The sequence below is a fragment of the Methylobacterium sp. Leaf117 genome, assembly GCF_001422985.1.
Classification (GTDB): Bacteria; Pseudomonadota; Alphaproteobacteria; order Rhizobiales; family Beijerinckiaceae; genus Methylobacterium.
Genome location: NZ_LMNL01000034.1, coordinates 79,824 through 94,226, shown reverse-complemented (window position 1 = coordinate 94,226; position 14,403 = coordinate 79,824). Strand labels below are relative to the sequence as shown.

The following is a 14,403-nucleotide window of genomic DNA, read 5'->3' as shown; positions in this document are numbered from 1 at the left end:
CCCTGTTCGCTCGAACCTGACCAGCGAGCCTGTGGACGTGGTTGCATGAGACGGACGCTGCCCTAGGGGCGGCGGGCGGTTCGGCGGGTCATTGGGATCAGGGGGTGTTTGTCCGTCATGTGCCGCTTTCTCGCCTATTCCGGTGAGCCGGTCTTCCTGACCGACCTCGTCTGCGCACCGACGCACTCGCTGGTCCACCAGTCGCTCCACGCGGCCGAGGCGAAGACGGAAACCAACGGCGACGGGTTCGGCATCGGCTGGTACGGCGAGCGGGTCGATCCCGGCCTCTACCGCGACGTCTGCCCGGCCTGGTCGGACGAGAATCTGGTCAACCTCTGCCAGCAGGTGCGGGCGCGGATGTTCTTCGCCCATGTGCGGGCTTCGACCGGCACCGCCACCACCCGGGCGAACTGCCATCCCTTCGCCCACGGTCGGCATCTGTTCATGCACAATGGCCAGATCGGCGGCTACGGGCGCATCAAGCGCCGGATCGAGGCGCTGATCCCCGACGCGCTCTACGACCAGCGACGCGGCAGCACCGATTCCGAGGCGATCTTCCTGCTGGCCCTGGCCAACGGCCTCGCGGAGGACCCGGTCGGCGCCATGCACAAGACCTTGGCCACGGTGCGCGAGCTGATGCGGGCCGCCGAGGCGACCGAGCCCCTGCGCTTCACCGCCGTCGTCACCGATGGCGACACCCTCACGGCCTTCCGCTGGGCCTGCGACAGCAGCCCGCCCAGCCTGTATTACCGCCAGACCGACACCGGCCTCGTCGTCGTTTCGGAGCCGATCGACGGCTGCCGCGACGGCTGGACCGTGGTGCCGAAGGGCGCCACCCTGCAGGCGCGAATCGGCGGCTCCGTCGTCGTCACCGGCGCCAGCGCCGCCGAGCGCATCGCCGCCTGAAGGGACTCGGCCGCGCGATCCGCGGCGGCGCGATCCACGGCAGGGTGAGTCGTCGGTGCAGCGTGATGCGTCCCGCGGCTTCCCGCGTCAGGCGCCCCAGCCATCGCGGGATAAGGGTTGCGGGCGGCGCGGGATGGGCGGACAAACCGGCTCCATCGCCATGCGGGAGCCGCCGATGACGTATCCGAACGTGACGCTGCACATCGCCGGGAGCTGGACCGACGGGTCCGGCGCCGAGACCCTGCCGGTGTTGAACCCGGCCACCGGCGAGAGCCTGGGCACGCTGGCGGTCGCGACCCGCGACGATCTCGACCGGGCGCTGGCGGCCGCCGCGCGCGGCTTTGCCCTCTGGCGCAGGGTCTCGGCCTTCGAGCGCGCGAAGGTGCTGCGCCGCGCCGCCGATCTTCTGCGCGAGCGGGTCGAGGCCATCGCCCGCATCATGACCCTGGAACAGGGCAAGCCGCTGGCCGAGGCGCGGGTCGAGATCCTGGCCGGGGCCGACGTCACCGACTGGTTCGCCGAGGAAGGGCGCCGGGCCTATGGCCGCATCATCCCGGCGCGGGCGGACGGCGTCGTCCAGATGGTGCTGCGCGAGCCGGTCGGGCCGGTGGCCGCCTTCACGCCCTGGAACTTCCCGATCAACCAGGCGGTGCGCAAGGTGGCGGCTGCCCTCTGCGCCGGCTGCTCGGTGGTGCTGAAGGGACCGGAGGACACGCCGGCGAGCTGCGCCGCGATGATCCGGGCCTTCCTCGATGCCGGGGTGCCCGGCGACGTGCTCTCCCTCGTGTTCGGCGATCCGGCCGCGATCTCCGGCTACCTCATCCCGCATCCGGTCATCGCCAAGATGTCGTTCACCGGCTCGACTCCGGTGGGCAAGGAACTCGCCGCTTTGGCCGGGCGCCACATGAAGCGGGCGACGATGGAGCTTGGCGGCCACGCGCCCGCGATCGTGTTCGCGGATGCCGACGTGGACAAAGCCGTGGCCGTGCTCGGCGCCAACAAGTTCCGCAATGCCGGCCAGGTCTGCGTCGCGCCGACCCGGATGCTGGTGCACGACTCCGTCTACGACCGGTTTCGCGATGGCTTCGTGGCCTTCGCCGAGGGCCGCAAGGTCGGCGACGGGCTCGACCCCGAGACCACCATGGGGCCGCTCATCCATGCCCGCCGCCTGGAGGCCATGGAAACGCTCTGCGCCGATGCCGTGGCGCAGGGTGCCACGCTGCGCACCGGCGGCCAGCGCATCGGCAATCGCGGCACCTTCTTCGCACCGACCGTGCTGTGCGACGTGCCGGTGAGCGCCCGCATCATGAACGAGGAGCCTTTCGGCCCGGTGGCGCTGATCCAGCGCTTCTCCGACGACGCGGCCGCTTATGCCGAGGCCAACCGGCTGCCCTATGGCTTGGCCGCCTACGCCTATACCCGCTCGGCGGCCCGGGCCGTCGAAGCCGCCGCCCGGATCGAGAGCGGCATGGTCGGCATCAATCACCACGGCCTCGCCTTCCCCGAGACACCGTTCGGCGGCGTCAAGGAATCCGGCTACGGCAGCGAGGGCGGCTCGGAGGCGCTGGAGGCCTACCTGACGACGAAGTTCGTCAGCCAGGCGAGCGTCGGGGGGTAGGGGGCGAAGTCGCGGGTCGTCCCTGCCCCCTCTGTGGCAGGGAGACGATCGATGCGCGCCCCGACTTGCCCCCTCTCCGGGAAGCAGAGGGGCCCCGCGCAGCCTTCGGCCTCCCGAAGCGGACGTGGCCGGCCGCTGATGAGGCGACAATAGGGGCGACGGAGGAGGGAACGGTCGGGTGCCGCCCGACTGGGGGCGCGCTTTTCACAGGCAACGCAGCGGCAGAGGGCACCGCACCGTCATTCCGGGGCGCCGCAGGCGAGCCCGGACCCGAAGGGGCGCGCCAGCGGCGCGCAATCCAGAGCCGCTGACCGTGCAAAGTCGTGTATCACCTGCGTGTCTGGATCCCGGGCTCCGCTCCGCGGCCCCGGGATGACGGGGTGCTGCCGATTGTTCCTTGGCTGCCGTGGCCTGCGCGCGCCGGCTTTGCGCGACATCGACCCGCGGATTGCGCCCATCCCGTGCGGGCGGATGAGGTCGCCGGATGCCCGACCGCTCAATAATGCGGCGGCGGGGGTTCCGGTGCGCCCGAGCCGGGGCGGTGGGAGGCTTGCTCCACTTCCTCGACGAGCTTGGCGATCTGCCGGGTGAGGGCGTCGATCTGGCGCCACTGGGCGGTGATCGTGGTGTTGAGGTCGTCGATCACCACGTCCTGTTCGGTCAGGCGCATCTCCAGGGCGTCGATGCGGGCGGAGAGGTCGGTCATCGCAGGGTTTCCGGGGCGTGGTCGGGCCGCTCCACCAGGGCAGGCCCCAGGGCGATGCGGCCGTCGAAGACGAAGCAGTCGCCGGTCCAGCGGTTCTCGGCCTCCGGCACCGTCTCGAGGTAGCGCAGGATGCCGCCGGCCAGATGGCGCACATCGGCAAACCCCTTCGCGCGCATGTAGGCGCCGGCCTTTTCGCAGCGGATGCCGCCGGTGCAGAACATGGCGACCCGAGGATGCGCCGCCGGATCGAGGCCGTCGACGTAATCGCGAAAGGCGCTGAACCGGGTGATGCCCGGATCGACCGCGCCGGGGAAGCTGCCGAGGGCGACTTCGAAGGCGTTGCGGGTGTCGATCAGCAGCAGGCCGGGCGTGTCGAGAAGCGCGTTCCAGGCCTCCGGCGCCACGGGGGTGCCGGCGCCGGCGGCCGCATCGGTGGCGCCGTCGTCGAAGGTGACGATCTCGCGCTTGACCCGGACCTTGAGCTGCCGGAACGGCGGCGCCTCGGCCCGGGACAGCTTGCATTCGAGGCCGTGCAGGCGGTCGCCGAACGGCGGTCCGGCCTGGAGCGCGGCGAGAAAGCCCGCGATCGCCTCGGCCGAGCCCGCCACCGTGCCGTTCAGGCCCTCCGGCGCCAGCAGCAGGGTGCCGGTGATCCCGAACCCTTCGCACAGGGCCTGGAGCGGGGCCTGCAGCGCGGCGACGTCCGGCAGGGCGACGAACTTGTACAGGGCGGCGACGGTGAGGGGCATCGGGTCGGGCAATCGCGGGACTTCGGGAGGCGTTCGGGGCGGAAGAACTCGGGGTGGAAGAACTCGGGGTGGAAGAACTCGGGGCGGAAGTATCAGAGACGAGGACCTACGGGGCCGCGCCCTCGACCCGGCGCAGCACGAAGGTGGTGCCGACCTCCGGGTCGCGGCGCCAGCGCCCGTCGCCGGCGGCGATCAGGTTCACGGCGTGGCCGCGGCGGGCGTTGAGGGTCAAGTGTCCGTTGGCGAAGCGCCAGGAGACCGGATCGAACACCGTGAGGCCGCCGTCGCGGCAGGAATCGAGGATGCGGACCGGGGCCGGCGCGGTGCCGGGCGTCAGGGCGATGCGGCAGACGTCCTGCTCGCGGTAGCGGTCGAGGGCATAGATGCCGGGCGCCGGGGCGTCGCCGGCCGGCTCGGGCTGGGCCGGCGCGGCGCTGCGGGCGTCCGGGGCGGCGCTGCCGGCGCCGGGGCTGGTGGGCACCGCATCGGTCGGCGGCACCATCGCGACGATCTGGAGCGGCACGAGGCTGAAATGCTCCTCGCCCGCGGCCGCCACCAGACTGCGGGCATCGACCCGGGCGGCGAATTGCAGCACCGGCCGGACATCCTTGTCGACGAGCCGGAGGTTGCCGTCCGCGAACAGCCAGCCGGCGACGCCGTTGAGGATCGGCAGGGCGCGGCGGCACCCCGCCGGGAAGGACAGGCGTCGCCCGGCCGGCCCGCTCGCGCCCGACAGGGTCAGGACGCAGCGCCGGGTGCTGCCGTCGCGCGACAGGTCCCAGGTCCCCGGCACCCCGGCGATGTCGCGCGGCAGGCTCTCGACGAAGGGCGTGCCGGCGGCGGAACTCGCCTGTTCTGCCGGCGTCGCCGGCTCGGCCAGTCCGGGCGCCGTCTCCTGGCTCGCGGCGGGCAGGGCCGGGACGAGGAGCGTGGCGCTCAAGCCGGCGAGGCGCAGAGCGCGGCTGACCACGACGGCGCGGCTCATGCGCGGGTCCCCACGGTCCAGGAGGTCTCGGGTACGGGGGGCTTGGGCACGGGGGTCTCGGGCACGGGGGTCAGCGGCCCCCGGCCGTCGAAGAACGCCGTCAGGTTGTCGACCACGAGCCGGCCCATGGCGGCCCGGGTCTCGACGGAGGCCGAGCCCACATGCGGCAGCAGCACCACCTGATCCATGGCCACGAGGTCCGGCGGCACGTGCGGCTCGCGCGCGAAGACGTCGAGGCCGGCGCCCAGGATCGTGCCCGCCTGCAGCGCCCGGATCAGCGCCGGTTCGTCGACGAGGCTGCCGCGGGCGACGTTGATGAGCAGGCCCTGCGGCCCGAGCGCCGCCAGCACCGCCGCGTCGACGATCCCGTGGGTGTCCGGGCCGCCGGGCGCCACCACCAGGAGCACGTCGGAGGCCTCGGCCAGACCCAGGAGGGTGGGGTGGTAGGCGTAGGGCATGTCGGCTTGCGGCCGGCGGCCGTGATAGGCGAGGGCGACGCCGAAGCCTTCGAGGCGGCGCGCGATGGCGCGCCCGATCCGCCCGAGACCGAGGATGCCGACGGTGCGCCCGCGCAGGGTCGGGGTGAGCGGGTAGGTCCGGCTCGGCCAGTGCCCGGCGCGCAGGTGCCGGTCGGCCTGGGGGATCTGACGGACGGTCGCCAGCAGCAGACCGACGGCGAGGTCGGCCACCTCGTCGGTGAGCACGTCCGGGGTGTTGGTCACCACGATGCCGCGTTCGGCCGCCGCCGCCGTGTCGATGGTGTCGTAGCCGACCCCGAAGCTCGCCACGATCGCGAGGCCGGGCAGGCGCGCCAGCAGGGCCCGGTCGACCGGCGCCTGCGCGCCCGTTGCGAGGCCGCGGATGCGCGGGCCGATCTCGGCCAGGAACCTATCCGGGTCGGGGGCGGTGTCGAGGCGGTGCAGGGTGAAGCGCTGCGCGACGGCGTCCATGACGTCGGGATGCATCGCTTTCAGCATCAGGATGTCGACGGGCTGCATGCGGCGGATCTCGGCGACGGTGTCTTGTGAGGGCGCGGCCCCCGGACCGGGGACGTTGGCGACAGCTTTAGGCGCGCGGTCCGGACCGGTCCAGTGACCTGCCCGAACAGCACCGGGTGGGATCATCGCGCGCTGCGCGGGCTCTTTTCACGCTGCGCGGGCTTCATGCGGCCGCCTCCGGGCTGCCATCCGCCCGATGCAAGCAACGCCGCGGTTTCGCGCGAGGCACCTTTCGCTGCGCGCCTTGGAACACTACTAAAGGAACACGCCGATCCGTTTTTGACGAACAACCAGAACAGCCACGCCATGACCGCGCCGCGCACCCTGTACGACAAGATCTGGGACGACCACGTCGTCGATGTCGAGCCCGATGGCTCCACGCTCCTCTACATCGACCGCCACCTCGTCCACGAAGTCACCAGCCCCCAGGCCTTCGAGGGTCTGCGGGTGGCCGGGCGCCGGGTGCGCCATCCCGAGAAGACCCTCGCGGTGGTCGACCACAATGTGCAGACCTCCGATCGCCGCTTCGGCATCGAGGACCCGGAAAGCCGCATCCAGCTCGAGGCCCTGGCCGAGAACGTGCGCGACTTCGGCATCGAGTTCTACGACGCGCTGGATCGCCGCCAGGGCATCGTCCACGTGATCGGGCCGGAACAGGGCTTCACCCTGCCGGGCCAGACCATCGTGTGCGGCGACAGCCACACCTCGACCCACGGCGCCTTCGGGGCGCTCGCCCACGGCATCGGCACCTCGGAGGTGGAGCACGTGCTCGCCACCCAGACGCTGCTGCAGAAGAAGGCCAGGAACATGCGCGTCAGCGTCGACGGCACCCTGCCGCCCGGCGTGACGGCCAAGGACATCATCCTGGCGATCATCGGTGAGATCGGCACGGCCGGCGGCACCGGCTACGTCATCGAATATGCCGGCTCGGCCATCCGCGCCCTCTCGATGGAGGGCCGGATGACGATCTGCAACATGTCGATCGAGGGCGGCGCCCGCGCCGGCTTGGTGGCGCCGGACGCGACCACCTACGCCTATGTCGAGGGCCGGCCGAAGGCGCCCAAGGGCGAGGCCTTCGCCCGCGCCAGGGCCTACTGGGAGAGCCTGGTCACCGACGAGGGCGCATATTTCGACCGCGAGGTGCGCCTGGACGCCGCCAATCTGCCGCCCATCGTCAGCTGGGGCACCAGCCCCGAGGACGTGGTCTCGATCTCGGGCGCCGTGCCCGACCCGGCCCAGATCGCCGACGAGAACAAGCGCCAGTCGAAGGAGAAGGCCCTGGACTATATGGGCCTGACCCCCGGCACGAAGATCACCGACATCACCCTCGACCGGGTGTTCATCGGCTCCTGCACCAACGGCCGGATCGAGGACCTGCGGGCGGTGGCCCAGATGGTCGAGGGCCGCAAGGTCCACGCCAACGTCTCGGCCATGGTGGTGCCGGGGTCCGGCCTCGTGAAGCAACAGGCGGAAGCCGAAGGCCTCGACCGCATCCTCAAGGCGGCCGGGTTCGACTGGCGCGAGCCGGGCTGCTCGATGTGCCTCGGCATGAACGCCGATCGCCTGAGCCCCAACGAGCGCTGCGCCTCGACCTCGAACCGCAACTTCGAGGGCCGCCAGGGCCATCGCGGCCGCACCCACCTCGTCTCCCCCGCCATGGCGGCGGCGGCGGCGGTGGCCGGCCGCTTCGTCGACATCCGCGAGTGGCGCAGCGAGGCCTGAGCCACAATCGAAGGGCCGGTCGAAAATCCCGCACAATCCGGATTGACGACCGGCCCCACCCCGCCTAAACGAAATCCGCGTCGGCGCCGCAAGCGGCCCCGACGAGCCCAGGTGGCGGAATTGGTAGACGCGCTGGTTTCAGGTACCAGTCTTGCAAGAGGTGAAGGTTCGAGTCCTTTCCTGGGCACCATCAGCTGGCTCAGCCGCTGATCCGCAAAACACATGTGATCGATAAGGTTTGAGCGCAGGCTCGCTGTGAGACGGGGTCGGTCCGACACCCGGTTCGATCAAGTATTCCGATTTAGAACTCGTTATCGCACTTGGCGCGCATCTGGCCGAGATAACTGAAACGCGGCCGGCAGGACGCTCGCGGATAGTCTTGGCGATGGACCTTGCGCGCGCTCGGTCCGCGAAGGTCCGACACCGGTCTGTCGCGATTGCGTTCCCAATCCAGCGGAAAGCCGCTTGGAGCGGCCACCCGGCGCCCTACCTTGCTTCCCATGACCGAGCCGCCAGACGACAATCTCGACCATTACGCCCTGGGCTTCTACGCACCCGGCAAGGGCCTGCGCCGTGAGGATTGCCCCTATGCGGAGGGCACCGAAGCGCATGGGCAGTGGACCGCCGGGTACGATGCGGCGCTCCAGGAGAAGGCGGACGGCGCGGCGCCGTAACGGCCCCGTTCGAGGCGACGGCGCGCGAACACCCGAAAAGCAACCTTGTGCCCGGAACGTGGAACGGGGCGTGGCGAACTCTGTTGCCGCGCAGCACGCGACCCACGCCCCCCTTTGCGTCGCGTGCGGCACCCGCGTGGGTGTTCCTCCTTCGACTTGGGCCGCTCCTGTCCGGGAGCGGCCTCTTTTGCGAGGCTCGTCCGCGTGGCGGCAGGGCCGCGCTCGGCATCCCGGGGCATCGACCCGGGTGATGCGCGGCCATGGGGCCTCGGCGCAGGGGGGCGGTGCCAGAACATCGCAGCTGGGCCCGGCGTTACCCTGGGCGTGCTTCACGCCAAACATCAGGGAGAGAGACCATGAAGGCCGTCGCGCTTGCGCTCGCCACCACGCTTGTCCTGTCCTCGGGGGCCATCGCCGCCGAAGGGGGCTCCGGGACCACCAGGTCGGGCACCCTCAACAGCACCGGCCCGAACGACGCCGGCGCCGGCGCCTCGCCCGGTGCGGCGGGAAGCGGCCCTTCGACCGGCGACAAGAGCCGCTCGGGCACGGCCAACAGCACCGGGGCCAACGATGCAGGCTCGGGAGCGTCACCGGGCGCGGCCGGCAAGGGGACCAGCGCCCCCACGCGCTGACGATTCAGCGGACCGGACAGGCGCGGCTGGGCCGAAGGCTGGGGTTCGGCCGTGCCGATCCCCATCTCGGTTGCGGAGGCGGGCCACCCGGATGGTCTCGCGACGGGCAAGGGACGGGCTTCGCATGCAACGCTACTTCTTCCACACGCATATCGGGGACGACGTGGTGGTGGACCCGGACGGCCGAGAGCTGGCGAGCGCCGATGCAGCCTGGGACGCCGCTCGGATTCTCGCCCGGCAACTGCTTCAGGGCGCCGACAGCGACCCCGCGCTCCTCACCGCCGTCCTGTTCGTGGAGGACGAAGCGCGGGAGATCATCCTTGAATTTCCCCTGAGCGAGGCGCTCATCGAGCAGCCGGTCCCCGAACCCGAGCGAGGGGGCGGCACGCTCCACTGACGGCGTCCGAATTCGGTCTCGTCCCCCGCGCCAGGGCGGAGTCCCGTCCGCCTGCGCGGTGCTCCGCGCCATCGCCACCGCCCGCCCGAACCTGAACGGATGCTGCCGGGGCGCTTCAGCCGCGATGCAGCGTGGATCTGCCAATGTCTTCCTCACGGCCGGGACATCCCCGGCTGGGCCGCAGGCCGGTTTTGGCGCGGGTCTCGGCGCGGCTTTGGGCGAAGCATCAGGGGTTCGGCGATGAACAGGTTTGCAGCGTTGACGGCCGCGGCGCTCGTTGCCGCCGGCGCCCTCGGAGCGCCGAAGGCTGAGGCCCGGGGCGGTGGGGGTGCCGTCGCGGCCGGCCTCATCGGGGGGCTCGCCGCCGGCGCCCTCCTGGGGGCCGCCGTCTCGCAGGCGGCCCCGGTTGACGGCTATGGCTATGCCCGTCCCGCGCCGGTCTACGGATATGACGACGCCGTACCCCCGGTGGTCCGCTATCGCCCCGCCCGGGTGGTCCCGCAAGACGACTTCGCCGACGCGCCGGTCTACCGGTATCCGCGTCGCGCGCGCTTCGACCACGATCGATTCGAGGGGTACGACCGCCCCGAGGGGTACGGCTATCGCCGCGCGGGGTATGGATACCATTCCGAGGGATATGGCTTCGGCCGGGATTGCGACCGACCGCATGGCGACGGCCGCTGGTAGGCGGAGAGACGGGCGGGGCGCACCGAGCCCGAAGCCGTCGGGTACGAACCCGGCGGCTTCGTTCGGATTCGCGGAGTCTTCGCCCGCAGGGCATCGTCCCGCCGGCCGGGCCGGCGGGCGCGCCGCGCGCCTTCGGGACCGCTTGACCGCGCGCCCTCGCGGGCCGACACGGGTCCGATCTCACAGGAGCATTCTCCGCCCCACAGGAGCAATCATGGCTGGCCTCAAGGACAAGCGCGGCTTCATCGACAAGGAGCGCCTGGACCTCTCCGAGCGGAAGGCCGTGGAGTTCTGGATGAAGCGCTGGGGCGTCACCCAGGACCAGATCACGGCGGCGCACCGCAAGGTCGGGCGGATGACCAAGGACATCGCGGCCGAACTCGGCAAGAAGCGTTAGAGGAAGCGCCAGAGTTTGTCGGGGATCGGTGGAAACCGGTCATCCCGACAAGACAAACGAAGACGTCTGGGCGCGCCGATCGCCGCCCCGAGGTTTGCGACGGCGCGGTTTCAGTATCCGCGCCCGCGGTCGATTCCCACCGGCACCTGTCCGGTCCGGCGGAATGCGGCGACCGTTTCGGCGACGATGGCGGCGGCGGAGTCCAGGCTGGTCGGCGCGGCGACATGGGGCAGGATCGTCACGCCGGGCTGCGACCACAGGCGATGGGTCTCGGCCAGCGGCTCCTCCGGGAACACGTCGAGGATCGCATGCGCGAGGCGGCCCGTCGCCAGGGCGGTGATCAGGTCGTCCTCGACCACGTGCGCGCCGCGCCCGAAATTCACCAGGGCCGCCCCCTCGGGCAGGCACGCGAAGGCGGACCGATCGAGGATGCCGTGGGTCTCGGGCGTCAGGGGCAGGAGGTTGACGAGGATATCGGCCTCCGCGAGGCACGCGGCCCATCCCTCCGGGCCGGACGAGACCGGGATCGCACCGGCGGGCCGGCCCGACCGGCTCCAGCCCTGGACCGGGAAGCCGATCGCCCGGAGCAATTCGGCCGAGGCCCGGCCCATCTCGCCCAGGCCCAGGATCGTCACCCGCCGGGCGCTGGCCGGTCGAACCGGGTGCTGGCGCCAGAGTCCGGCGCGCTGCTGGGCCGCGTAGCGGGGAAAATCCCGGTGCCAAGACAGCACGGCCGCCGCCACCGCCTCCGCCATGGCGCGTGCCAGGGTCGGATCGACGAGGCGCCGGACCGGCACGTCGGGCAGGGCGGGATCGCGGAGCAGGCGGTCGACACCGGCCCACAGGCTCTGGACCCAGCGCAGATGCGGGAAGGCGCAGGCCCATCCGGGCACCGGGTTCGCCACGATGGCGATCTCCACCGCGCCCGCATCGGAGATCGCTTCGGGCTCGAGGATGCGCTCCGCCGGCATGGCCCGGGCGAGGCAGTCGCGCCAGGCTGCGTTCTCGTCCGGGGGCAGGCTGGTGACGAGGACCAGGGGAGACGTCATGGCCGGGGGCTTCTCTCGGGCGGCATCTTCACGGGCGGCATCTTCACGGGCGGCATCTTTACGGGCGGCTTGGCGCGGCGAGGAAGCTGGTATGATGCATGCCTCATGGAACGCGTCGCAATCTGACCGTCAGGGATACATGTCCATTTCTTCGTCCGTCTCCCGATTTTCTTCCATCTCCGGATTTTCTTCCATCTCCGGATTTTCTCCCATCTCCCGATTCTCCTCGGTCTTCAGGCTCTCGTCCCCTCGGAGACTGCCGATCGCCGTCGCGATCTGCCTGGCGCTGCCGGTCTCGCCGGCCGCGGCGCAGGGCGGACCGCCTGGGGCGTTCGCCGTCGAAGAGGCCTCCATCGCCGAGGTGCGGCAGGCGCTGGCCTCCGGGCGGATCACCTGCGTGGGCCTGGTCCAGGCCTATCTCGACCGCATCGCCGCCTACGATCAGGCCGGGCCGGCTCTGCGCGCGATCCGGGCGGTGAACCCGAACGCCCTGGCGCAGGCGCAGGCCTACGACGCCGACCGCGCTGTCGGGGCTGCCGGCGCCTCCAAGCCTCTCGGCTGCGTGCCCCTGCTGCTCAAGGACAATTACAACACGGCGGAGGTGCCGACGACCGGCGGCTCGGCGTCCTTGGAGGGGGCGCAACCGGCGCGGGACGCGACCGCCGTCGCCCGGCTGCGCGCGGCCGGCGCCATCGTGCTCGCCAAGGCGAACATGCAGGAATTCGCCCTCGGGGGCGTCTCGGTCAGTTCGCTGGGCGGCCAAGTGCGAAACCCCTACGACCTGACCCGGACCCCCGGCGGCTCGAGCGGGGGCGTCGGCGCCGGCATCGCGGCCGATTTCGCCCTCGGGGGCCTCGGCAGCGACACGGTCAACTCGATCCGCTCGCCGGCCTCGGCCAACAATTTGGTGGGCCTGCGCGTCACGCAAGGGCTGATCAGCCTCGCGAGCATCATGCCGGTCTCGAAGACGCAGGATGCGATCGGGCCGATCACCCGCACGGTCGCGGACGCGGCGGCGCTGCTGCAGGCCATGGCGGGCGCCGATCCGGCCGATCCGCTCACCGCGGCGGCGGCCGGCCGGGTTCCGGAGCGCTATGCCGATGCGCTCAAGCCCGATGCCCTGAAGGGCGCGCGCCTCGGGGTCGTCACCGCCCTGTTCGGCACGAAGCCCGAGCACGCCGAGGTCAATCGCGTCATGCGCCAGGCGCTCGATGCCCTCGCGGCGGCCGGCGCCACCCTGGTGACCGTCGACGATCCCGCCTTCGAGGCCGATGCGCTGAACCGCGACGACGACGTCCAGACCTACGAGTTCAAGGCTCTGATGAACGCCTACCTCGCCACCATCCCGAATGCGCCGCAGACGAATCTGGCCGGCATTCTCGCCTCGGGCCAATTCCATCGCGCCGCACTCGAAAAGTTCCTGACCGGCGCGGAGGCGCGGGCGGACGGAATGGCCGATCCCGAATACGCGGCGCGGCTCGGACGGATCGCCGCCTTCAAGGCGCATGTGGCAGCGGTGTTCGAGGCCCAGACCCTCGACGCCCTGGTCTATCCGCTGCAGAAGCGGCTGGTGGTGCCGATCGGCGAACTGAATCAGGCCGACCGCAACGGCATCGTCGCCGGGCTGACGGGCTTCCCGGCCATCGACGTGCCGGCCGGGTTCTCGGCCGCGAGCGCGACGGCGCCGGACGGCGTTCCGATCGGCATGGATCTGCTCGGGCGGCCCTGGAGCGAGGCGAAGCTGCTCGGCCTTGCCTACGCCTTCGAGCAGGCGACGAAGCTGCGCCGGGCCCCGGCCAGCACGCCGCCGCTGACGGCGTCGGATGGGCGCTGATCAGACCGCGACGGTCGGGGCCGGCACTCCATCCCGGAGCCGCCACAGCGACACAGCGAGATGGGACCGGTAGGGGGCGAAGGGGGCCGTGAAGGCCCGGGTATCGAAGGCTTGGGTAGCGGTGCCGTCGGTCAGGCGCCGGAGGCACCCCACGGCGGCAACGTCGCCGGCCGGCCAGATGTCCGGGTCGCCGTAGTGGAAGATGCCGATCATGTCGGCGGTCCATTGTCCGACGCCCTTGATGCTGCGCAGGATCGCGGACCGTTCCGGGTGGGGCAGGGTGGCGAGCGAGGGGCCGAACAGGCCCGCCTCGTCTGCCAGCCTGATCGCCTGGACGGCCCGGACCTTGGCGGCGGAGAGGCCGCAACTGCGCAGCGTCTCGGTGTGCTCGGCAACGAAGAGGTCGCGCGGGGCGAGGCCCTGGGCGGCGGATGCGGCCTCGACCCGGGACCAGATCGCGGCCGCCGCCTTGGTCGAGAGCTGCTGGTTCACCACTTCGAGGGCGAGCCGATCGGCGACCCGCGCGTGTGTCGGGGGCGTGATCGCGACCGGACCCAAGCCGGCGAGGGCCGCGTAGAGCGGCATCGACAACCGCTGCGCCACGGCCAGCAGGTGCGCGTGGGAATCGGCCTCAGGCATCATGCGGGGCGGCGAGCAAGGAACAGGCCGGAGCCCCGGCCCCGCTCGGGGGCCGAGGCCGTGGGTTTCTAGCGGTCGCGACGCTCGCGGGTGATCGTGGTGCGCTCCTCGCGGCGCTCCATCCGGTCCTCGCGGCGATCCGGATCGACGCCGAGGACGCCCCCGACCGTGCCGGTGGCTGCACCGACGGCGCCGCCCACCACACCGCCGATCGGGCCGGCCGCGCGGTTACCGTCCTCGACGCCGCGTTCGGCGCCGCGGATGGTGCCCTGGGCCTGGGCCGTGGCCGACAGCGCGACGGGGCTGAGAAGGAGGGCGGTGGCAATGACGAATGACTTCATGAAGCGGTTCCTCGTGATGGTGCGTGGGGGGCCGATCGCGCTTTAGGTGACCGGTCCGGTCTGTCCCAT

Annotated in this window: 17 protein-coding genes and 1 tRNA gene; 10 read left to right on the top strand and 8 right to left on the bottom strand. The window is 71.6% G+C overall.

Features of this window, described 5'->3' with window-relative positions:
• Positions 1–117: 117 nt before the first annotated feature.
• Both ASF57_RS14965 and ASF57_RS14960 read left to right on the top strand, forming a co-directional pair.
• Positions 118–906, top strand: a complete 789-nt coding sequence (locus tag ASF57_RS14965; RefSeq protein ID WP_056484777.1) for a class II glutamine amidotransferase — start codon at positions 118–120, stop codon at positions 904–906.
• A 175-nt stretch (positions 907–1,081) separates the two neighbouring features.
• A complete protein-coding gene (locus ASF57_RS14960) occupies positions 1,082–2,524 on the top strand; it encodes an NAD-dependent succinate-semialdehyde dehydrogenase (protein WP_056485939.1) in 1,443 nt (480 codons plus the stop codon).
• A 496-nt stretch (positions 2,525–3,020) separates the two neighbouring features.
• Here the strand turns inward: ASF57_RS14960 and ASF57_RS14955 are convergent, their stop codons facing one another.
• The 4 genes from ASF57_RS14955 to ASF57_RS14940 form a co-directional block, all read right to left on the bottom strand.
• Positions 3,021–3,230, bottom strand: a complete 210-nt coding sequence (locus ASF57_RS14955) for a SlyX family protein (RefSeq protein ID WP_056182084.1) — start codon at positions 3,228–3,230, stop codon at positions 3,021–3,023.
• Positions 3,227–3,979 carry a rhodanese-like domain-containing protein gene (locus ASF57_RS14950; RefSeq protein WP_056484775.1) on the bottom strand — a complete coding sequence of 251 codons (753 nt, stop codon included), beginning with the start codon at positions 3,977–3,979 and terminating at the stop codon, positions 3,227–3,229. Before ASF57_RS14950 ends, ASF57_RS14955 begins: the two co-directional genes overlap by 4 nt.
• A 106-nt stretch (positions 3,980–4,085) precedes the next feature.
• Entirely contained in the window at positions 4,086–4,964 is an 879-nt protein-coding gene (locus ASF57_RS14945; protein WP_056182089.1) for an AprI/Inh family metalloprotease inhibitor, read from the bottom strand.
• Positions 4,961–5,962, bottom strand: coding sequence for a 2-hydroxyacid dehydrogenase (locus ASF57_RS14940; protein WP_056484773.1), 1,002 nt, complete (start codon positions 5,960–5,962; stop codon positions 4,961–4,963). Before ASF57_RS14940 ends, ASF57_RS14945 begins: the two co-directional genes overlap by 4 nt.
• 306 nt (positions 5,963–6,268) lie before the next feature.
• Here ASF57_RS14940 and leuC point away from each other — a divergent pair, with 306 nt between their 5' ends.
• The 7 genes from leuC to ASF57_RS14905 all read left to right on the top strand — a co-directional run bounded on the left by leuC (position 6,269) and on the right by ASF57_RS14905 (position 10,471).
• Positions 6,269–7,684, top strand: coding sequence for a 3-isopropylmalate dehydratase large subunit (leuC, locus tag ASF57_RS14935; RefSeq protein WP_056485934.1), 1,416 nt, complete (start codon positions 6,269–6,271; stop codon positions 7,682–7,684).
• Positions 7,685–7,789: 105 nt separating this feature from the next.
• Positions 7,790–7,874 (top strand) — tRNA-Leu (locus ASF57_RS14930).
• 310 nt (positions 7,875–8,184) lie between these two features.
• Positions 8,185–8,358 (top strand): hypothetical protein, encoded by a 174-nt coding sequence (locus ASF57_RS14925; RefSeq protein WP_056182098.1) that lies wholly within the window; start codon positions 8,185–8,187, stop codon positions 8,356–8,358.
• A 356-nt stretch (positions 8,359–8,714) separates the two neighbouring features.
• A complete protein-coding gene (locus tag ASF57_RS14920) occupies positions 8,715–8,990 on the top strand; it encodes a hypothetical protein (protein WP_056182102.1) in 276 nt (91 codons plus the stop codon).
• Positions 8,991–9,114: 124 nt separating this feature from the next.
• Positions 9,115–9,387 (top strand): hypothetical protein, encoded by a 273-nt coding sequence (locus tag ASF57_RS14915; protein ID WP_056182106.1) that lies wholly within the window; start codon positions 9,115–9,117, stop codon positions 9,385–9,387.
• 240 nt (positions 9,388–9,627) lie between these two features.
• Positions 9,628–10,074 (top strand): hypothetical protein, encoded by a 447-nt coding sequence (locus ASF57_RS14910; protein ID WP_082504011.1) that lies wholly within the window; start codon positions 9,628–9,630, stop codon positions 10,072–10,074.
• A 214-nt stretch (positions 10,075–10,288) separates the two neighbouring features.
• Positions 10,289–10,471 carry a DUF3606 domain-containing protein gene (locus tag ASF57_RS14905; RefSeq protein ID WP_056182112.1) on the top strand — a complete coding sequence of 61 codons (183 nt, stop codon included), beginning with the start codon at positions 10,289–10,291 and terminating at the stop codon, positions 10,469–10,471.
• Between the two features lie 110 nt (positions 10,472–10,581).
• Here the strand turns inward: ASF57_RS14905 and ASF57_RS14900 are convergent, their stop codons facing one another.
• Both ASF57_RS14900 and ASF57_RS26465 read right to left on the bottom strand, forming a co-directional pair.
• Complete coding sequence (locus tag ASF57_RS14900; RefSeq protein ID WP_056484769.1) at positions 10,582–11,520, bottom strand: glyoxylate/hydroxypyruvate reductase A; 939 nt, start codon at positions 11,518–11,520, stop codon at positions 10,582–10,584.
• Between the two features lie 129 nt (positions 11,521–11,649).
• A complete protein-coding gene (locus tag ASF57_RS26465) occupies positions 11,650–11,913 on the bottom strand; it encodes a hypothetical protein (protein WP_200935880.1) in 264 nt (87 codons plus the stop codon).
• Positions 11,914–11,917: 4 nt separating this feature from the next.
• Between ASF57_RS26465 and ASF57_RS14895 the strand changes: the two genes are divergently transcribed.
• Positions 11,918–13,354, top strand: a complete 1,437-nt coding sequence (locus ASF57_RS14895) for an amidase family protein (protein WP_200935879.1) — start codon at positions 11,918–11,920, stop codon at positions 13,352–13,354.
• Here ASF57_RS14895 and ASF57_RS14890 read toward each other — a convergent pair whose 3' ends face one another.
• Positions 13,355–13,996, bottom strand: a complete 642-nt coding sequence (locus tag ASF57_RS14890) for a DNA-3-methyladenine glycosylase 2 family protein (protein ID WP_244476954.1) — start codon at positions 13,994–13,996, stop codon at positions 13,355–13,357.
• A 65-nt stretch (positions 13,997–14,061) separates the two neighbouring features.
• Positions 14,062–14,334, bottom strand: coding sequence for a hypothetical protein (locus ASF57_RS14885; protein WP_056182116.1), 273 nt, complete (start codon positions 14,332–14,334; stop codon positions 14,062–14,064).
• Positions 14,335–14,403: the final 69 nt, after the last annotated feature.